Genomic DNA, 17,377 nt, shown 5'->3' with positions numbered 1-17,377 from the left:
GCCGGGCGTTGTCGATGGCCACCCCGGCCGCGACGGCGAGGGTGGCGAGAACCGCCTCGTCGTCGGCGTCGAAGCCGCCGCCCCCGCGCTTCTCGGTGAGGTAGAGGTTGCCGAACACCTTGCCCCGGATCCGGATCGGGACGCCGAGGAAGGTGTTCATCGGCGGGTGGTGGGCCGGGAAGCCGTACGAGGCGGGGTGGTCGGCGATCCGGGTGAGCCGCAGTGGCTCGGGGTGCCGGATCAGTTCGCCGAGCACCCCGTGCCCGGACGGCAGCTCGCCGATCAGCTCCACCCGGTCGTCGGGGATCCCCACCGGGACGAACTGCGACAGCCGCTGGTCCTCCCCGACGACCCCCAGCGCGCCGTACTCGGCGTCCACCAGGGTCACGGCGGCCTCCACGATGTGCCGCAGCGCCTGGGACAGCTCCAGTTCACGGCCGACCGCCAGCACCGCTTCCAGCAGGCTGTGCACCCGGTCGCGCGTCCCGCGGGCGGCGTCCAGCCGGGCCTGGAGTTCGTCGAGGAGTTCGTCCAGCCGAAGCCGCGGGACCGGCGCGGTGCTCTCCGGGTCGGTGTCCACAGCGCCCTCCACGGTCTCACCCCGGTTCCGGTTCACCAGCCTAGACACCCGGGCCCGGGCACGCCGCCCGCCGGCCGGCCGCGGAGGAGGGCCGAACGGCCCACCCCGCGTGCCCGCAGGACCGCTGGCGGGGACCTCGGAGGGGCGCAACCCTGGAGGGAAAGCGGAACCGGCACTGCCGCTCCGTCTCCCAGGAGGAGTGACCGGGACATGAAGGCACTGACCTACCACGGACCGGGCCGGCGTACCTGGGGCGAGGTCCCCGACCCCGTCGTCCGCGACCCCGAGGACGCGATCGTCCGCGTCGACGCGGTCACCGTCTGCGGCACCGACCTGCACATCCTCAAGGGCGACGTCCCCGAGGTCACCGAGGGACGCGTGCTGGGCCACGAGGCCGTCGGCACCGTCACCGAGACCGGTTCCGGTGTACGCACCGTGGCGGCCGGTGACCGCGTCCTGGTCTCCTGTATCTCCGCCTGCGGCCGCTGCTCCTACTGCCGCGCCGCGAGCTACGGCCAGTGCACCGGAGGCGGCGGCTGGATCCTCGGCCACCTCGTCGACGGCTGCCAGGCCGAGTACGTGCGCACCCCGTTCGCCGACACCTCCCTGCACAGGCTGCCCGGGGCCGTGACCGACGAGGACGCCCTGCTGCTCGCCGACATCCTGCCGACGTCCTACGAGGTCGGTGTCCGCAACGGCCGGGTCGGACCGGGCGACACCGTGGTGATCGTGGGCGCCGGGCCGATCGGACTCGCCGCGATCCTCACCGCCCGGCTCTACAGTCCGGCCCGGATCATCGCCGTCGACCTCGCGCGGAGCCGCCTCGACGCGGCCGAGCGGTTCGGTGCCGACACCACGCTCACCGCGGCCGACGCCACCCCGGAGGCGCTGCGGGAGCTGACCCGGGACGGGCTGGGGGCCGATGTCGCGATCGAGGCGGTCGGCGTGCCCGAGTCCTTCGAACTGTGCACCCGAGCGGTCCGCCCGGGAGGGCGGGTGGCCAACGTCGGTGTGCACGGCAAACCCGCTGTCCTGCACCTCGAAGAGCTCTGGATCAGGGACGTCACCTTCACCACCGGCCTGGTCGACACCTGCAGCACCCCGATGCTGCTCGACATGCTGGCAGCGGGGCGCCTGGACGTCTCCGGTCTGGTCACCCACCGCTTCGGCCTCGGCGAGATGCAGGAGGCCTACGACGTCTTCGCCGATGCGGGCGGCAACGACGCCCTCAAGGTCGCACTCTTCCGGACGTGACCCGCACGCACCACGAGTCGAGGAGCCCACCGTGACCCGCATTCCCGATCTCGAAGCCGTCCGGCGGGCGAACGCCGTCGACGTGGCGCGCCGGATCGACGAACGGCGACGCCAACTCGGTGTCGACGAGGCGGCACTGGCCCGCGAGGCCGCCATGGCGCCCTCCTACCTGCGGCACCTGCTGGAGGCCGGGCCCGGTTTCGACGCCGCCGGGTTCGTCCGGGTGGCGGCCGTGCTCCGCATGACCTGGACGGACCTCCTGGAGGACCGGCCGGACGCCCCGCCGGGGCAGTCGGAGCCCGCGGCCGGGGCGAGGCCGCTGCTGAGGCACCTCACCGAGCCCGAGTGCTGGGACCTGGTCGGCATCCGCGGGCTGGGCCGGGTGGGCCTTCCCGCTGATGCGGGTCCGTCGGTCTACCCGGTGAACTACGCCGTCGACCGGCAGACGATCGTCTACCGCACCTCGCCCCGCGGTGCGGCCGCACCGCCGGAGAACTCGCCGGTGTCGTTCCAGATCGACCACCTCGACGACCGGCTGAGCGAGGGGTGGAGCGTGCTGATGCTCGGCACGGCGCACCACGTCGAGGACGCCGACGAGCAACAACGGCTCCTCCGCCTGCCGGGGGCCACCCCGTGGGCGGGCGGCAGCCGCCCCTTGTGGGTTCGCGTCGTCCCGAACGAGGTCACCGGCCGCCGTATCGGCGGGGGATGAGCGTTAGCCGTCCTCGGGCGCGCCGGTTTCCCCCGGGTGGGGGCACTCCGCGAGGGGCCACCACCGGTCCGGCGGCCGTCCGGTCGGGGCGGCCGCGCCTACCGGGCGACGGTCGGCACCGGTCAGACGGTGTACAGGCCGTGTGCCTCGAAGACGGCGCGGGCCTCGGCGGTCCGGCCGGCGGTGGGCACCGGGGTGTCGGCGAGCGGGAAGTCGAGGCCGAGGGCGCGCCACTTGGCGGCGCCGAGTCTGTGGAAGGGCAGGACGTCGACCCGGGTGACGTTGCCGAGCGAGGCGGTGAAGGCGGCGACGCCCTCGATGTTCTCGGCGGCGTCGGTCAGGTGCGGGACGAGGACGAAGCGGACCCGGACCTCGGTGCCGAGGGCGGCCAGACGGCGGGCGAACTCCAGGGTGGGGGCGAGTTCCTGCCCGGTCAGGTGGCGGTACAGCGCGTTGTCCCACGACTTGATGTCGAGCAGGACGAGGTCGGTGTCGGCGAGCAGCGCGTCGGTGGCGCGGGCGCCGAGGAAGCCGGAGGTGTCCAGCGCGGTGTGCAGGCCGAGTTCGTGCTTGAAGCGGTGCAGCAGTTCGCCGGTGAGCTCGGGCTGGAGGAGCGGCTCGCCGCCGCTGACGGTCGCGCCGCCGCCGGAGGCGCGGATGAACGTCGTGTACTTGGCGGCTTCGCGGACGATCCCGTCGGCGGAGGAGGGCTGTCCGTCGCGCATGCGGCGGGTGTCGGGGTTGTGGCAGTACAGGCAGCGCAGCGGGCAGCCGGCCAGGAAAGTGACGAAGCGGGTGCCGGGGCCGTCGACGCCCGTCGAGAGGTCCCAGGAGTGCAGTGTGCCGGTCACCGGGCGCGGACGGGCGGCGCGGCCGGCCGGGGTGGGCTCGGTCATGAGGTGTGCTCCTGCGGCAGGGCGGGGTGCCGGCGCCCCGGTCGGGGAGGCGTCGGCACCGCGAGGGGGTGGTCGGGGCTACAGCGCGTCGTGGAAGGTGCGGCCGATCACGTCGAGCTGCTGTTCGCGGGTGAGGCGGACGAAGTTGACCGCGTACCCGCTGACCCGGATCGTCAGCTGCGGGTACTTCTCCGGGTGGGCCATGGCGTCCACGAGGGTGTCCCGGTTCAGGACGTTGACGTTCATGTGGAAGCCGTGGCAGGCGACGTAGCCGTCCAGTACGCCGACCAGGTTGGTGATCCGCTCCGCCCCGGTGCGGCCCAGGGCGTCCGGGGCGACGGTGTTGGTGAGCGAGATGCCGTCCTCGGCGTGCTCGTACGGCAGCTTGGCGACGGACAGGGCGCTGGCCACGTAGCCGTGGCGGTCGCGCCCGTTCATCGGGTTGGCACCGGGTGAGAACGGTTCGCCGGCCCTGCGCCCGTCCGGGGTGTTGCCGGTCTTCCGGCCGTAGACCACGTTGGAGGTGATGGTCAGCACGGACTGGGTGTGCTCGGCGCCGCGGTAGGTGGGGTGCCGGCGGACCTTGCCCATGAACTCCTCGACCAGCCGGACCGCGATCGCGTCCACGCGGTCGTCGTTGTTGCCGTAGGCCGGGGGGTCGCCCTCGACCAGGTAGTCGGTGACCAGCCCGGTGGCGTCCCGCACCGGGGTCACCTTCGCGTACTCGATCGCGGCGAGCGAGTCGGCGGCCACCGCGAGCCCGGCGATGCCGCAGGCCATGGTGCGCCTGACGTCCCGGTCGTGCAGGGCCATTTCGAGCCGCTCGTAGGCGTACCGGTCGTGCATGTAGTGGATGACGTTCAACGCGTGGACGTACGTCTCGGCGAGCCAGTCCAGTTGCTCGTCGAAGCGCGCCAGCACCTCGTCGTGGTCGAGCACGTCCCCGCCGACCGGGGCGGTGGCCCGGCCGACCTTCGCCGGTCTTCTCGTCCCGGCCGCCGTTGATCGCGTAGAGCAGCGTCTTGGCGAGATTGACCCGGGCGCCGAAGAACTGCATCTGCTTGCCGACCTCCATGGCGGAGACGCAGCAGGCGATCGCGGTGTCGTCGCCGAAGCGCGGACGCATCAGCTCGTCCGACTCGTACTGCACCGCGGAGGTGTCGATCGACACCCGCGCGCAGAACTCCTTGAACCCCCGGGGAAGTCGCGGGGACCAGAGGACGGTCATGTTCGGCTCGGGGGCCGGTCCGAGGTTGTACAGGGTCTGCAGGTAGCGGAACGACGTCCGGGTGACCAGGGTGCGGCCGTCCGCGCCCATGCCGCCGATCGACTCGGTGACCCAGGTCGGGTCGCCGGAGAACAGCTCGTCGTACTCGGGGGTGCGCAGGAAGCGGACGATCCTCAGCTTGATGACGAAGTCGTCCACCAGCTCCTGGGCCTGCTGCTCGGTCAGGAGCCCGGCATCCAGATCGCGCTGGAGGTAGACGTCCAGGAAGGTCGAGGTACGGCCGAGGGACATGGCCGCGCCGTTCTGCTCCTTGACCGCCGCCAGGTAGGCGAAGTACAGCCACTGGACCGCCTCCCGGCCGGTGCGGGCCGGCCCGGAGAGGTCGTACCCGTAGGCCGAGGCCATCTCCTTGAGTTCGTCCAGGGCCCGGATCTGCTCGGCGAGTTCCTCGCGCTCGCGGATCGTCTCCTCCAGCCGCGCCGGATCGCTCGGAGCGGCGTCCAGCTCCGCCTTCTCGGCGAGCTTGGCCCCGATCAGCCGGTCCACGCCGTAGAGGGCGACGCGGCGGTAGTCGCCGATGATCCGGCCGCGTCCGTAGGAGTCGGGCAGACCGGTGATGATGCCGGCCCTGCGGGCGGCCCGGATCTCGGGAGTGTAGGCGTCGAAGACCCCGGCGTTGTGGGTCTTGCGGTACCGCGTGAAGGTCGTCTCCAGCTGCGGGTCGACCGGGTAGCCGTAGGTCCTCAGTGCTCCCGCGACCATCCGCCAGCCGCCGTTGGGCATGATCGCGCGCTTGAGCGGGGCGTCGGTCTGGAGCCCGACGATCAGCTCCCGCTCCCGGTCGATCCAGCCCGGGGCGTGTGCGGTGATGGTGGACGGGATGTCGTGCGCGACGTCGTACACGCCCCTGGCGCGCTCCTCGGGGAAGCGGTCGGAGATCCGCCGCCACACCTCGGTGGTCCGCTCGGTGGGGCCGGCCAGGAAACCGGCGTCGCCCTCGTAGGGGGTGTAGTTGTGCTGGATGAAGTCGCGGACGTCGATGGCGTCCCGCCAGGCTTCACCGCGGAAGCCCTCCCAGGCCGGGGCCGGGGCGGGGTGCGTGTGCGGTGCGGTGGTCATCTCGGTTTCCCTTCTCAGGCCTGGTCGCCGTAGTACGCCTGGCGCATCAGCCGCTGCATGTCGGCGAGCATCGGCATCCGGGGGTTGGCGGGGGCGCACTGGTCCTCGTAGGCGTTCATCGCCTGCTGCGGCAGGGCCGCGAGGAAGGCCGCCTCGTCGACGCCCGCGTCCTTGAAGGAGCGCGGGATGCCGGCCCGGTCGCGCAGGTCCTCGACCGCCGCCGCGAGCGACTCGACGCCCTGCTCCGGGGTCGCGGCCGGCAGGCCGAGCATCCGGGCGATCGCCCGGTAGCGCTCGGGGGCCACGTAGCTGCGGTACTTCGGCCAGCCGGTGACCTTGCTCGGCGCGGAGCCGTTCCAGCGGATGACGTGCGGCAGCAGCAGCGCGTTGGTGCGGCCGTGAGCCACGTGGAAGGTGGCGCCCAGGGTGTGCGCCATGGCGTGGACGGCGCCGAGGAACGCCGATCCGAAGGCCATGCCGGCGATGGTCCCGGCGTTGTGCATCCTCTCCCGGGCCTCCGGGTCGTCCGGGCCGTCGGTCACGGCCCGCTCCAGGTTCTCGAAGATCAGCCTGATGCCCTGGAGGGCCAGTCCGTCGGTGAAGTCGTTGGCGTAGACCGAGACGTAGGTCTCGATGCAGTGCGTCAGGGCGTCGAATCCGGTGTCGGCGGTCACGTCCTTCGGCAGCCGGGTGGTCAGCGCCGGGTCGACGATGGCCACGCTCGGGGTCAGCGCGTAGTCCGCCAGCGGGTACTTCTGGCCGGTGGCGGTGTCGGTGATCACCGCGAACGGGGTGACCTCGCTGCCGGTGCCCGAGGTGGTGGGGATGCACACCAGCTTCGCCTTCTCGCCCAGGTCGGGGAAGGTGAAGGCGCGCTTGCGGATGTCGAAGAACTTCTCCTTCAGGTCGGCGAACTCGACCTCCGGGTGCTCGTACATCAGCCACATCACCTTGGCCGCGTCCATCGGCGACCCGCCGCCCAGCGCGATGATGGTGTCCGGCTCGAACTCCCGCATCAGCTCGGCGCCCCTGCGCACCGTGTCGATGCTCGGGTTGGGCTCGACGTAGTCGACCACCCGCACCTCGACCGGCTCCCGGCGGCGGTCGAGCACGCCCCGGATCCGCTCCAGGTGGCCGATCGCCACCATGGTGTGGTCGGTGACGACGACGATCCGGTGCGCGTTCGGCATGCTCGCCAGGTACTTGACGGAGTTGCGCTCGAAGAAGATCTTCGGCGGGACCTTGAACCACTGCATGTTGGTGTTGCGCCGCCCGACCCGCTTGATGTTGAGGAGGTTCACCGCCGAGACGTTCCCGGCGACGGAGTTGTGCCCGTAACTGCCGCAGCCCAGGGTCAGCGAGGGGGTGAAGGCGTTGTAGACGTCGCCGATGCCGCCCTGCGAGCTGGGCGCGTTCCAGATGATCCGGCAGGCCTTGACCGCGTGCCCGAACTCCTCGACGAACGCCGCGTCCCGGGTGTGCACCGCGGCGGAGTGGCCGAGCCCGTCGAACTCCACCATCGAGGCAGCCAGTTCGACACCCTCCCGGCGCGAGCCCGCGGTCAGGACGGCCAGCACGGGGCAGAGCTTCTCCCGGGTCAGGGGCTCGGAGGGGCCGACCCGCTCGCAGTCGACCAGGATCACCGAGGTGTCGGCCGGCACCCCGAAGCCCGCCGCCTCCGCGATCCGCGCGGCCGAACGGCCCACCACCGCCGCGTTCAGCCGGCCGCCGGAGCAGGCCGCTCCGCCGACGACGCCGAACAGGTACCGCTCCAGCAGCGCCTTCTCCTCGGCGCTCGCGTGGTGCGCCTTGAGCCGCCGGAACTCGACCAGGGCCTCCGCACGGATCTCCGCGTCGAGGACGACGGCCTGCTCGGAGGCACAGATCATGCCGTTGTCGAAGGTCTTCGACAGCACGATGTCGTTCACGGCCTGCTGGAGGTCCGCGCTCCGCTCGACGTACGCGGGGACGTTGCCCGCACCGACGCCCAGGGCCGGCTTCCCGCAGGAGTACGCGGCCCGGACCATCCCGTTGCCGCCGGTGGCGAGGACGGTGGCGACGTCCGGATGCTTCATCAGTTCGGCGGTGGCCGCCATCGACGGCTTCTCGACCCACTGGATGCAGTGCGCCGGAGCCCCTGCCGCGACCGCCGCGTCCCGGACCGTCCGGGCCGCCTCGGCGGAGCAGCGCTGCGCCGAGGGGTGGAAGGCGAAGACGATGGGATTGCGGGTCTTCAGCGCCAGCAGGCACTTGAAGATCACGGTCGAGGTCGGGTTGGTCACGGGGGTGATGCCGGCCACGACACCGACCGGTTCGGCGATCTCCACGATGCCGTCGATCTCGTCCCGGTGCACCACTCCGACCGTCTTCGTCCGGGCCATCACATGGGTGACGTTCTCGCAGGCGAAGACGTTCTTGACCGCCTTGTCCTCGAAGACCCCGCGCCCGGTCTCCTCCACGGCCAGGGCCGCGAGCGCCGTGTGCCGGGCCAGCGCGGCCAGTGAGGCCTTCTTGACGATGTGGTCGACCTGTTCCTGGGCGAAGGGGCCGTACTCCCGCAGGGCCGTCAGGGCGTTCGCGACCAGCGGTTCGACGGCGCCGGGACCGGTGGGCGGGTTGCCGGCGGGGGACTGCTCGGCCGCGTTCGTGGGGCGAGGGGACATGGTGGACTACCTCTCCGGGGCATCGTCCGGCTGCGGGGCGCCGGCGGGACCGCAGGCGCCTTCTGTTCAAGGGTTTCTCGTGCGGGGCGGGGACGGATCGGTCCTTCGGGGCCCGGATCCGGTCCGAAGGTCCCTGCCGCGGAACGCAGTCGGTCCCGGTGCGGCCGTCCGGCGCGGAAGGCGGTCCGGCACCCGGGACGGCGTCGGCGGCGGTGGCGCCACGGCGACGCGGCGCCCGCCGCCGCCCTCCGTTCAGTCGTGCGGCACGACGGCGACGGGGCTGTGCGCGTGGTGGAGCACCGACTGCGTCACCGACCCCAGCCGGGGCGCCGCCACCTGGTGCCTGGGAGTACGCCGTCCGAGCACGACCAGGGAGGCGCTGCGGGAGGCCTCCACCAGGGCCCTGGCGGGGCTCCAGGCGCAGACCTCCGCCTCCGCACGGACGTCGGGGTACTTCTCCCGCCAACGGGACAGGGCGTCCCGCAGGCGCAGCTGCTCGGCGGCCGCCAGCGACTCCCTGATCTGCCGTTGGTCGACGGGGGCCTCGGTCGCGTACGGGCCGTACGACGTGGTCCGGCTCTCCACCACCCGCAGTGCCGACCCGGTGTCGGCCGCGTGCCGGAAGGCGAAGTCGAGTACGGCGTCGCACGGCCGGTCGCCCGCCACGCCCACGACGACGTCGGCGGACGGTTCCGCCGGTCCGTCCTCCCCGGCGCGGACCAGCACGACGGGGCAGCCGGCGCGGGCCGCGGTCCGCAGTCCCACCGAGCCGACCAGCAGGCCGGTGAAGCCGCCGAGGCCGCGCGACCCGAGGACCAGAAGCTCCGCCCGCCCGCCGACGCCGGTGAGCGTCTCCGCCGGATGCCCGGGCCAGATCTCGAAGGACACCTCCAGCCGGGGCAGCGCGGCCGCGACGCGGTCGCGGATCTCCGCGATCGGTTCCGGAACCACGGTGTCACCGCCGAGATCCCGCTCCAGGGCGTCGAACTCCGTTCCCGCGACGTGGACGATGTGCAGCCCGAGCCCCCTGCGGTCGGCCTCCCCGGCCGCCCACGCGGCCGCCGCCGCGCTCTGTTCCGAACCGTCGATCCCCACCACCACACCGTGCGACATGACTGCGACCTCCCTGGTCCCGGCCGGCCGTGGCGCCGGTGCGCACGGTCCCGTCCGGCGACCAGCGTCCCGCCGGCCGACGGCCCGGCCACAGGGGCCGAGCAGCCCCACCCCGGTACCGAAGGTCCCGGTGCGGCCGGTGTCCCGGGGAGAACCGACCGCACCGGGACCGTCGTTCCGGCAATCGGGACCAACGGCCCGCAGACCGGCGAGTCGCCGACGGTGCAGGCTTCGAGCAGTCGCCGGGGCCGCGATCGCAACGATCGTCCGCGTCGCCCTCCTCACCGCAGGCGGCACTGCCACGGGCGCTCGGCCCGGGCAGCCCCGAAATTCTGCTCAGCCAGAGTCGGTACCGGGAGCGCCGGCGCACCGGCTCGAACGGACCGTCACCGCCGAACCACCTCAGCAGAGGAGAACCGATCATGGCCACCCAGCACGCCCACACGCCCCTGGTGCCCCGCCGCTCCACCGTCCGTCGCACCGTGGCCCGGCAGACCGCCGCCCGCACCGTGTCGGCCACGGCCGCCGCCCTCGCCGCCGTCCGGATCGCACTGGGGGCGGTCTTCCTCTGGGCCTTCCTCGACAAGACCTTCGGCCTCGGCTACGCCACCGCCGACGGCCGTGCCTGGGTCGACGGGGCCTCACCCGCCAAGGGCTTCCTGAGCCATGTCGCGGCGGGGCCGTTCCGCGGGACCTTCCACGCCATGGCCGGCCAGGCCTGGGTGGACTGGATGTTCATGCTGAGCCTCCTCGGCCTCGGTCTCGCGCTGATCGGTGGCATCGGGCTGCGGATCGCCGCGGTGGGGGGCACGGCCCTGCTCGCCCTGATGTGGGCCGCCGAGTGGCCGCCCGCCCGCCACTTGGCCGACGGCGCCGCGAGCGGATCCACCAATCCGCTGCTCGACTACCACGTCCTCTACGCCCTGGTCCTCGTCGTCCTGGCGGTGACCGGCTCCGGCGCCACCTGGGGCCTCGGCCGCCGCTGGGCGGAGCTTCCGGTGGTCCGCGGCAACGCCTGGCTCCGCTGACCTCCGCGCACCACCACCGCCCCCGGGCTGGCCGCGACCTCCGTCGCGGCCGGCCCGTCTGCTTGCCGGGTACCCGGTGCGGGGTCGGGCGCTGTCACGCCGTAACCGTCGTCTGCCAGAATCGACCGGCCGATGGCATGGGACGAGGAGGCTCGCGTGGGTGGGGACGAGGTCAGGTCGCGGATCCCGCAGCTGAGGCTGGACGAGCTGCTGGAGGAGTTGCAGGCGAGGATCGACGCGGCCCGGGGCACCCGGGACCGGGTGCACAGCCTGCTGGAGGTCGTCCTGTCGGTGGGCCGGGAGCTGGACCTGACGCAGGTGCTCCGGCGCATCGTGGAGGCGGCCGCCGTACTGGTGGACGCCCGGTATGCGGCGCTCGGGGTGATCGGCCCCGACGGCGAGACGCTCTCGCAGTTCCTCACGGTGGGACTGTCCGAGGAGGAGATCGAGCGGATCGGCCCCTATCCGACGGGCCGGGGCCTGCTGGGGGAGCTGATCCGCCGACCGGAGCCGCTGCGGCTGGCGGATCTCTCGGAGCACCCGTCGTCGTACGGCTGCCCGGTGCACCACCCGGTGATGCGGGCGTTCCTCGGGGTGCCGGTACGGGTGCGCGAGGAGGTGTTCGGCAACCTGTACCTGACCGACAAGCGCTCCGGCGAGGAGTTCGACACCGACGACGAGTCGGTGATCTCCACGCTGGCGGTGGCGGCCGGCGTGGCGATCGACAACGCCCGGCTGTACGAGGAGGCGCAGCGTCAGCAGCGCTGGCTCGGCACGAGTGCGGAGATCACCCGCGGTCTGCTGTCGGGCGGGTCCCGTTCGGAGGTGGTCGAGCTGATCGCGCGTCGGGCGCGGGAGATCACCGGTGCCGAGCTCTCGGACGTCTCGGTGCCCGTTCCGGGGACCGGGACGATGCGGGTGGAGCTGGCGCTGGGCGGGGACGCGGCCGCGAGGCTGGGCCTGGACGTGCCGCTGGAGGGCACGCTGGCGGGTGAGGCGTGTGCGCAGGGTACTCCGGCGGCCACGGTGGACCTGGCCGGCGATCCGCGGTTCCCGGCCGGGCCGTGGCGCTACGACGGTCTCGGACCGGCGGTGGCCGTGCCGCTGGGCCGGGCGGGCGGTCCGGTGGACGGCGTGCTGCTGCTGGCGCGGCGGACGGCGGAGTCGGCGTTCACGGACCGGGAGATCGGTCCGCTGCTGGGCTTCGCGGACCAGGCGGCGCTGGCGCTGGAGCTGGCCGAGCGCCGCCGGGACGCCGAGCAGTTGGTGATGCTGGAGGACCGGGACCGGATCGCCCGTGATCTGCACGACCTGGCGATCCAGCGGCTGTTCGCGACGGGGATGACGCTGCAGAGCGCGGCCCGGCTGATCGACCACAGCGGAGCCTCGGACCGGGTACTGAGGGCGGTGGGGGACCTGGACGAGACGATCAAGATCATCCGGTCCACGATCTTCGGGCTGCGGGCGCGTGCGGAGGAGGGCGCCCAGGGGCTGCGGTCGCGGGTGGTACGAGTGGCCGAGGAGGCGCAGGCGGTCCTGGGCTTCCCGCCCCGGCTGAGCATGGAGGGCCTGCTCGACACCGATGTGTCGGCGGAGGTGGCCGACCATGTGGTGGCGGTCCTGGGCGAGGCGCTGAGCAACGCGGCCCGGCACGCGCGCGCCGGGCGGGTCGAGGTGGTGCTGCAGGCGACCGGGTCGCGGGTGGAGCTCACGGTGCAGGACGACGGGGTGGGCATCGCGGACCAGGGGCGGCGAAGCGGCCTGCGCAACCTCGCGGAACGTGCCGAGAGCCTGGGGGGCGTCTTCGAGCTGGCGAGCCCCGGGTCCGGTGGTACCAGGTTGGCCTGGTCGGTGCCCCTGGTGCACTGACCCGGTGCTCGGGGAGGGCGTTCGAGGTCCGGAACGCCGAGGCCCGAACACCGGGGTCCGGTCAGGGCCGGGCGGGGCGCGTCGACGGGAACAGGCGGCCGCTGACCAGTTCGGGGAGGATCCGGACAGTGACCGTGTCGGTCGGACTGTCCGCCGGCCGATCCGGTACGACGTCGGCGCGGCCGAGGACGGTCACGCTCCAGCCGCTGCCCTCGGCGGCGTCGAGCTCTCCTGCCTCGAAGGCGACGATCGCGCCGGACACGGCGCGGACCAGCTCGGACCCGGCGCCGGCGTTCAGCAGCACGCTGCCGTCGGCGCCGAGGCTGTAACGGGCGGGCTGGACGGCGGGCAGCGCATCGACGGTGTAGACGACCCGGCCGACCGCGAGGCCGGCGAGGCGTCGTCGGCATTCCCACTCGTCCAGCGTCGTGGAGTGAGGTGTCATGACATCGATGGTGCCTGCGCACCGGGTGCCGGAGGAGAGGCCGTTGGTCCCCGGTGAGCTGCCGATCGGACCTGCCCGGTCGGGTGTCCCGGTCCAGGCCGGATCAGCGGCCGGGCCGCCCGCTCGGCCGGGTGGGGTCGGCCGGGGTCCGGGTGGCGATCAGGGCGGCCTGGACACGCCGTTCCACGCCGAGTTTGGCCAGCAAACGGGAGATGTGGTTCTTGACGGTCTTCTCGGCGAGGTAGAGCCGCTGGCCGATCTGGCGATTGGTGAGCCCCTCGCCGATCAGGGCCAGGACCTCCCGCTCGCGCTCGGTGAGCTGGGGCAGGTCGGAGCTCGGCGCGGGCGCGGTGTCGCCGCGCAGGCGGGCCATCAGCCGGGTGGTGGCGCCGGGGTCGAGCATCGACTGGCCGGAGGCGACGGTGCGGACGGCGGAGACGAGGTCGGTGCCGCTGATCTGCTTGAGGACGTAGCCGGAGGCCCCGGCCATGATGGCGTCCAGAAGTGCCTCCTCGTCGTCGAAGGAGGTGAGGATCAGGCAGGCCAGGTCGGGCATCCGCGAGCGCAGTTCGCGGCAGACGGTCACCCCGTCGCCGTCCGGCAGCCGCATGTCGAGAATCGCCACGTCGGGGCGCAACGCGGGGACGCGGGCGAGCGCCTGCTCGACGGTGGCGGCCTCGCCGACCACCTGGAGGTCGGGCTCGGCGTCCAGCAGGTCGTGGACGCCCCGGCGGACCACCTCGTGGTCGTCCATCAGGAACACCTTGACCGGGCCGCGCGCCCCGGCCGCCGGACTCTCCGTCATCACCACTCCAACCCCGTTGGCCCGCCCTGGTGGCGGGTCGTGTGGAACCACCGCGAAGTCTGGCGTGACCGGGGGTGGTTCCGATAGGGCCGGACGGCCCTGTTTCGGCCGGGGCGCAGGGGCGCAGGGGCGCCGGGGAGCGGCAGGGCGGTCGGGGCGGGCGGCGCACGGGGCATCCGGACGAGCGGGAGAGCTCCGCGCCCCTCCCGCGGGTGGACCCGGCGAGTTCCGCCGGGCGGTGGCCGGCACCGGAGGGGGCCGTGCTGGCGCCCCGTCAGTCGTGGTGGCTGTCGCGCGGGGCGCGGCCGCTCCACACCGGCTCCAGCCGGGCCCAGGACCGCGTCCACGCCCGGTCGGCCCGACGGTCGAGGACACTCAGCCTCGCGAAGAGCCCGGCGGCGGCGAGAGCGCTGAGCAGGCCGAAGAAGAACAGGCCCAGGCACACGGCGTCGGCCACCAGGTCGGCGGTGCTCGGGGGCGTGGCGGCCGGCCGGCCGTTCCGGTCGACCCAGATGCCGATGGTGGCGCCTGGCTCGGTCTTCCGGGGGACGTCGATGACGCCGGTGTTGCTCCGGTCGGTGGGATAGTTCCACGTGGCGTCCGCACGGTAGACGGTCCTCCCCCCGAGGACGGTGCTCTCCGCCTTCCGGACGGAGCCTTCCACCAGGGCCTCGACATGGTGCAGGACCGCGGTCGCGACCGCGGTCCGCTGTTGTTCGACGGTGAGGCGGACGGCGAAGGCTCCGGCCCCGAGAAGCCCCGCGAGCACGACCCCGAGAGCCGTGAACACCACGGCGCGGCTCCGGGACAGGTCGAGCGTCCGACCGAGTGGATTGCGCTCCCGTCCCAGGGCGCGGCGCAGGTGGCCGCACGGCGGCGCGGGCGGGCCCTCGGGCCGGTGGGTGCTGTTCATGGCGTGCTCCTTGTCGCTGCTCGGACGGGCGGTGGTGAGGGGCAGGCCGGCTCACGGGTGGGGGACGACGGCGACCGGGGCCGCGCAGTGGTGCAGAACGGCATGGGTCACCGGACCGAGGCGCGGTCCCGCGAGGTGTCGGCGCTCCCGCCGGCCGACGACGACCAGGTCGGCGCGGACCGAAGCCTCCAACAGGGCCTGGGCTCCGCCGCCGGGGCGGACGTCCTCGACGATGTCGACGCCCGGGTGCTTCGCCCGGAGCTCGGTGAGGGACCGGGAGATCGGCGCCGCCCCGGTGGACTCCTGCGCGATGCGGTCGGTCCGGGGCGGTACCGGGCCCGCGAGTGCCCGGGCGGGCGGCAGGCTCCCGCCGTGGACGGCGCGCAGTCGGCAGCCGCGCAGCTCGGCCTCGGCGGCGGCGAATTCGAGGACGGTGTCATCGGGTTCACCCGCGTCGAGACCGACCAGCACCTCGCGGTCGCCCGCTGCGGTCGCCGGCCGCTCGCCGGGCGCCTGGCCGAAGCGGACCAGCACCGTGGGGACGGGAGCGCGCGCGGTCACCGCGAGTCCCACCGAGCCGACCAGGAGGCCGGCGAACCCGCCGAGTCCGCGGGACCCCAGCACCAGCAGCAGGTCCTGCCCCTTCACCGCGGCCACCAGCCCGTCGACGGGGTCGTCCGCGATCACCGCGGTCTCCACCGGCAGGCCCGGCCGGTCGCGCCGGATCCGGTCGGCGATCCCGCGGAGCGCGTCCAACGCCCTCGGCCGCGGGTCGCCGGGCCACGAGGCATCGCCGTCCCCGGCGTCGAGCCAGGGCCAGGCATGCAGGAGCCGGAGCGCGGAGCCCCGGCGGCGGGCCTCCGCGGCCGCCCACAGGGCGGCGGCCTCGCTCTGCGGCGATCCGTCGATTCCGGCAAGGACCAAGCGGGTCATGGTGGCTTCCCTTCGTGACGCCGAGGGGCTCGGGCCGGAGAGGTCCGGCGCCGGGGCGTGCTCCGAATCTCCCGCCCGGGCGCCGGTTGCCAGAAGGGACCGAAGGGCCCGGCGACGGGCCGGTGGTCCCGGTCGAACCGGTCCCGGCCGGCGCCGGGGCATCCGCCGTCGTGCGGTTCGCGCACATGCGGGCCGCGGCGGGCCCGGGACCCGGGACTGCTGGTCCGGCCGGACCGGGACCGCCGGCACGGGAGATGGGGACCGTCGGCCCTCGGACGGACCGGCCCGGCGAGCCGAGGATCCTCCACAGCGAGCGGTGGGCAAGGCCACCCCCGCCACGGACTTCCACCCAGGTAGAGGAGCACCCTCATGTCCGCACCCGACCGCGGGAATCGACGGGCCGCCGCGGCTGCCCCGGGGCAGCGCGGACCCGACACACGTTTCGGTCTTCCCGCCGCGACCGCCCTGGTCGTCGGCAGCATCATCGGGACCGGGGTGTTCGCCCTGCCGTCCGCGCTCGCACCCTACGGGCCGATCGCCCTGGTGGCGTTCGTCGCCGTGACCGTCGGAGCCCTGGCGCTGGCGGTGGTGTTCGGGCGCCTGTCCGAGCGGGTGCCGGGCAGCGGCGGCCCGTACGTCTACGCCCGGGAGGCGTTCGGCGAGTTCGCCGGGTTCCTGACCGCCTGGTCGTACTGGATCACCGCCTGGGCAGGCAACGCGGCCATCGTCGTGGCGTGGGTCGGCTACGTCGAGGTGTTCGTCAACAAGGGCCACCACACCTGGGCGTCGATCACGATCGCGCTGGCCGGGCTCTGGCTGCCCGCGGTCGTCAACCTGACGGGCGTGCGGAACATCGGGGCCTTCCAGGTGGTCACCACCGTCCTGAAGTTCCTGCCGCTGGGCTTCATGGCCACGGCCGGACTGCTGTTCGTCAAGTCCGGCAACTTCGGGGCCTTCAACGCGAGCGGTGGCTCGGCGCTCGGCGCGGTCTCGGCGGCCGGTGCCATCGCCCTGTTCAGCTACATCGGTCTGGAGACCGCTTCGGTCGCCGCCGGCCGGGTCCGGGACCCGAAGCGCAACGTGCCCCGGGCGACCGTGTACGGCACGCTGGCCTGCGCGGCGATCTACCTGCTCGGTACCCTGGCCGTGTTCGGCACCGTCCCGCACGACCGACTCGGCTCCTCCGCCGCACCGTTCACGGATGCCATGAACAACATCGCGGGCGGCCACTGGGCCGGAAACCTGGTCGCCGCCGCGGCGATCGTCTCCGGGCTCGGCGCACTCAACGGCTGGACCCTGATCTGTGCGGAGATGCCCATGGCCGCCGCACGGGACGGACTGTTCCCGGCCGCCTTCGCCCGCACCCGCGGCCGCGGCGAGGTACCCGCGTTCGGCATCGTCTCGGCGACGGCCCTCGCCTCGCTGCTCACCGTGGTCAGCTACACCAGCTTCACCAAGGTGTTCACCGAGATCGTGCTGCTGAGCGTGCTCACCGCCGTGATCCCGTACCTGGTCTCGGCCGCCGCCCAACTGTACTGGCTGGCACAGCGCGGCCGGGCGGAGCTGGACCGGCGGCGATTCGCCAGGGACGTCGTCGTCACCGTCCTGGCGCTGGCCTTCTCGTACTGGTCGATCCAGGGCAGCGGCTACCGGACCGTCTACTACGGGCTGTTCACGATCCTGCTCGGCATCCCGGTCTACATCTGGCTCAAGCGACCGCACACCCGGCCGGCCTCGGCGGCCTGACCGTCGCCGACGGTCCGACCCCCGCCACGGCAGCGACCCACCGCGACGGATCGCTGCCGGAGACGGCCCGAAC

13 protein-coding genes and 1 pseudogene are annotated in these 17,377 nt (G+C 73.4%); 5 read left to right on the top strand and 9 right to left on the bottom strand.

Features of this window, described 5'->3' with window-relative positions:
• Positions 1-580 (bottom strand): GAF domain-containing protein (locus VR45_RS35875; protein ID WP_045944111.1); only part of this gene is annotated, 580 nt, incomplete at its 3' end.
• A 210-nt stretch (positions 581-790) separates the two neighbouring features.
• Between VR45_RS35875 and VR45_RS35870 the strand changes: the two genes are divergently transcribed.
• Both VR45_RS35870 and VR45_RS35865 read left to right on the top strand, forming a co-directional pair.
• Positions 791-1,834, top strand: coding sequence for a zinc-dependent alcohol dehydrogenase family protein (locus VR45_RS35870; RefSeq protein ID WP_045944110.1), 1,044 nt, complete (start codon positions 791-793; stop codon positions 1,832-1,834).
• Positions 1,835-1,865: 31 nt separating this feature from the next.
• Entirely contained in the window at positions 1,866-2,546 is a 681-nt protein-coding gene (locus VR45_RS35865) for a pyridoxamine 5'-phosphate oxidase family protein (protein WP_045944109.1), read from the top strand.
• Positions 2,547-2,668: 122 nt separating this feature from the next.
• On the opposite strand, the gene pflA is transcribed toward VR45_RS35865, so the two are convergent.
• The 4 genes and pseudogenes from pflA to VR45_RS35845 all read right to left on the bottom strand — a co-directional run bounded on the left by pflA (position 2,669) and on the right by VR45_RS35845 (position 9,565).
• Complete coding sequence (pflA, locus tag VR45_RS35860) at positions 2,669-3,442, bottom strand: pyruvate formate-lyase-activating protein (RefSeq protein ID WP_045944108.1); 774 nt, start codon at positions 3,440-3,442, stop codon at positions 2,669-2,671.
• A gap of 78 nt (positions 3,443-3,520) precedes the next feature.
• A pseudogene (pflB, locus tag VR45_RS35855) lies at positions 3,521-5,789 on the bottom strand (formate C-acetyltransferase).
• Positions 5,790-5,803: 14 nt separating this feature from the next.
• Positions 5,804-8,452: a bifunctional acetaldehyde-CoA/alcohol dehydrogenase gene (gene adhE, locus VR45_RS35850; protein ID WP_045944107.1), complete on the bottom strand. Its 2,649-nt coding sequence runs from the start codon at positions 8,450-8,452 to the stop codon at positions 5,804-5,806.
• A 252-nt stretch (positions 8,453-8,704) separates the two neighbouring features.
• On the bottom strand, positions 8,705-9,565 hold the full coding sequence (locus VR45_RS35845; protein ID WP_045944106.1) for a universal stress protein: 861 nt from the start codon (positions 9,563-9,565) through the stop codon (positions 8,705-8,707).
• 422 nt (positions 9,566-9,987) lie between these two features.
• On the opposite strand from VR45_RS35845, the gene VR45_RS35840 reads away from it, so the two are divergent.
• Positions 9,988-10,593, top strand: a complete 606-nt coding sequence (locus VR45_RS35840; protein WP_045944105.1) for a hypothetical protein — start codon at positions 9,988-9,990, stop codon at positions 10,591-10,593.
• A gap of 156 nt (positions 10,594-10,749) precedes the next feature.
• Positions 10,750-12,462, top strand: coding sequence for a GAF domain-containing sensor histidine kinase (locus tag VR45_RS35835; RefSeq protein WP_234326480.1), 1,713 nt, complete (start codon positions 10,750-10,752; stop codon positions 12,460-12,462).
• Positions 12,463-12,523: 61 nt separating this feature from the next.
• Here the strand turns inward: VR45_RS35835 and VR45_RS35830 are convergent, their stop codons facing one another.
• The 4 genes from VR45_RS35830 to VR45_RS35815 form a co-directional block, all read right to left on the bottom strand.
• Positions 12,524-12,907: a pyridoxamine 5'-phosphate oxidase family protein gene (locus tag VR45_RS35830; RefSeq protein ID WP_045944103.1), complete on the bottom strand. Its 384-nt coding sequence runs from the start codon at positions 12,905-12,907 to the stop codon at positions 12,524-12,526.
• 103 nt (positions 12,908-13,010) lie between these two features.
• Positions 13,011-13,712 carry a response regulator transcription factor gene (locus VR45_RS35825; protein WP_045944102.1) on the bottom strand — a complete coding sequence of 234 codons (702 nt, stop codon included), beginning with the start codon at positions 13,710-13,712 and terminating at the stop codon, positions 13,011-13,013.
• A 274-nt stretch (positions 13,713-13,986) separates the two neighbouring features.
• Positions 13,987-14,625 (bottom strand): hypothetical protein, encoded by a 639-nt coding sequence (locus tag VR45_RS35820; protein WP_045944101.1) that lies wholly within the window; start codon positions 14,623-14,625, stop codon positions 13,987-13,989.
• A 51-nt stretch (positions 14,626-14,676) separates the two neighbouring features.
• Positions 14,677-15,558 (bottom strand): universal stress protein, encoded by an 882-nt coding sequence (locus tag VR45_RS35815; protein ID WP_045944100.1) that lies wholly within the window; start codon positions 15,556-15,558, stop codon positions 14,677-14,679.
• A 369-nt stretch (positions 15,559-15,927) separates the two neighbouring features.
• Between VR45_RS35815 and VR45_RS35810 the strand changes: the two genes are divergently transcribed.
• On the top strand, positions 15,928-17,304 hold the full coding sequence (locus VR45_RS35810; protein ID WP_078897238.1) for an amino acid permease: 1,377 nt from the start codon (positions 15,928-15,930) through the stop codon (positions 17,302-17,304).
• Positions 17,305-17,377 lie beyond the last annotated feature (73 nt).

Source organism: Streptomyces sp. NRRL S-495 (assembly GCF_000966955.1).
Taxonomy (GTDB): domain Bacteria; phylum Actinomycetota; class Actinomycetes; order Streptomycetales; family Streptomycetaceae; genus Kitasatospora; species Kitasatospora purpeofusca.
The sequence above is the reverse complement of the archived record's forward strand: the minus strand, read 5'-3'. Positions and strand labels throughout refer to the sequence as shown.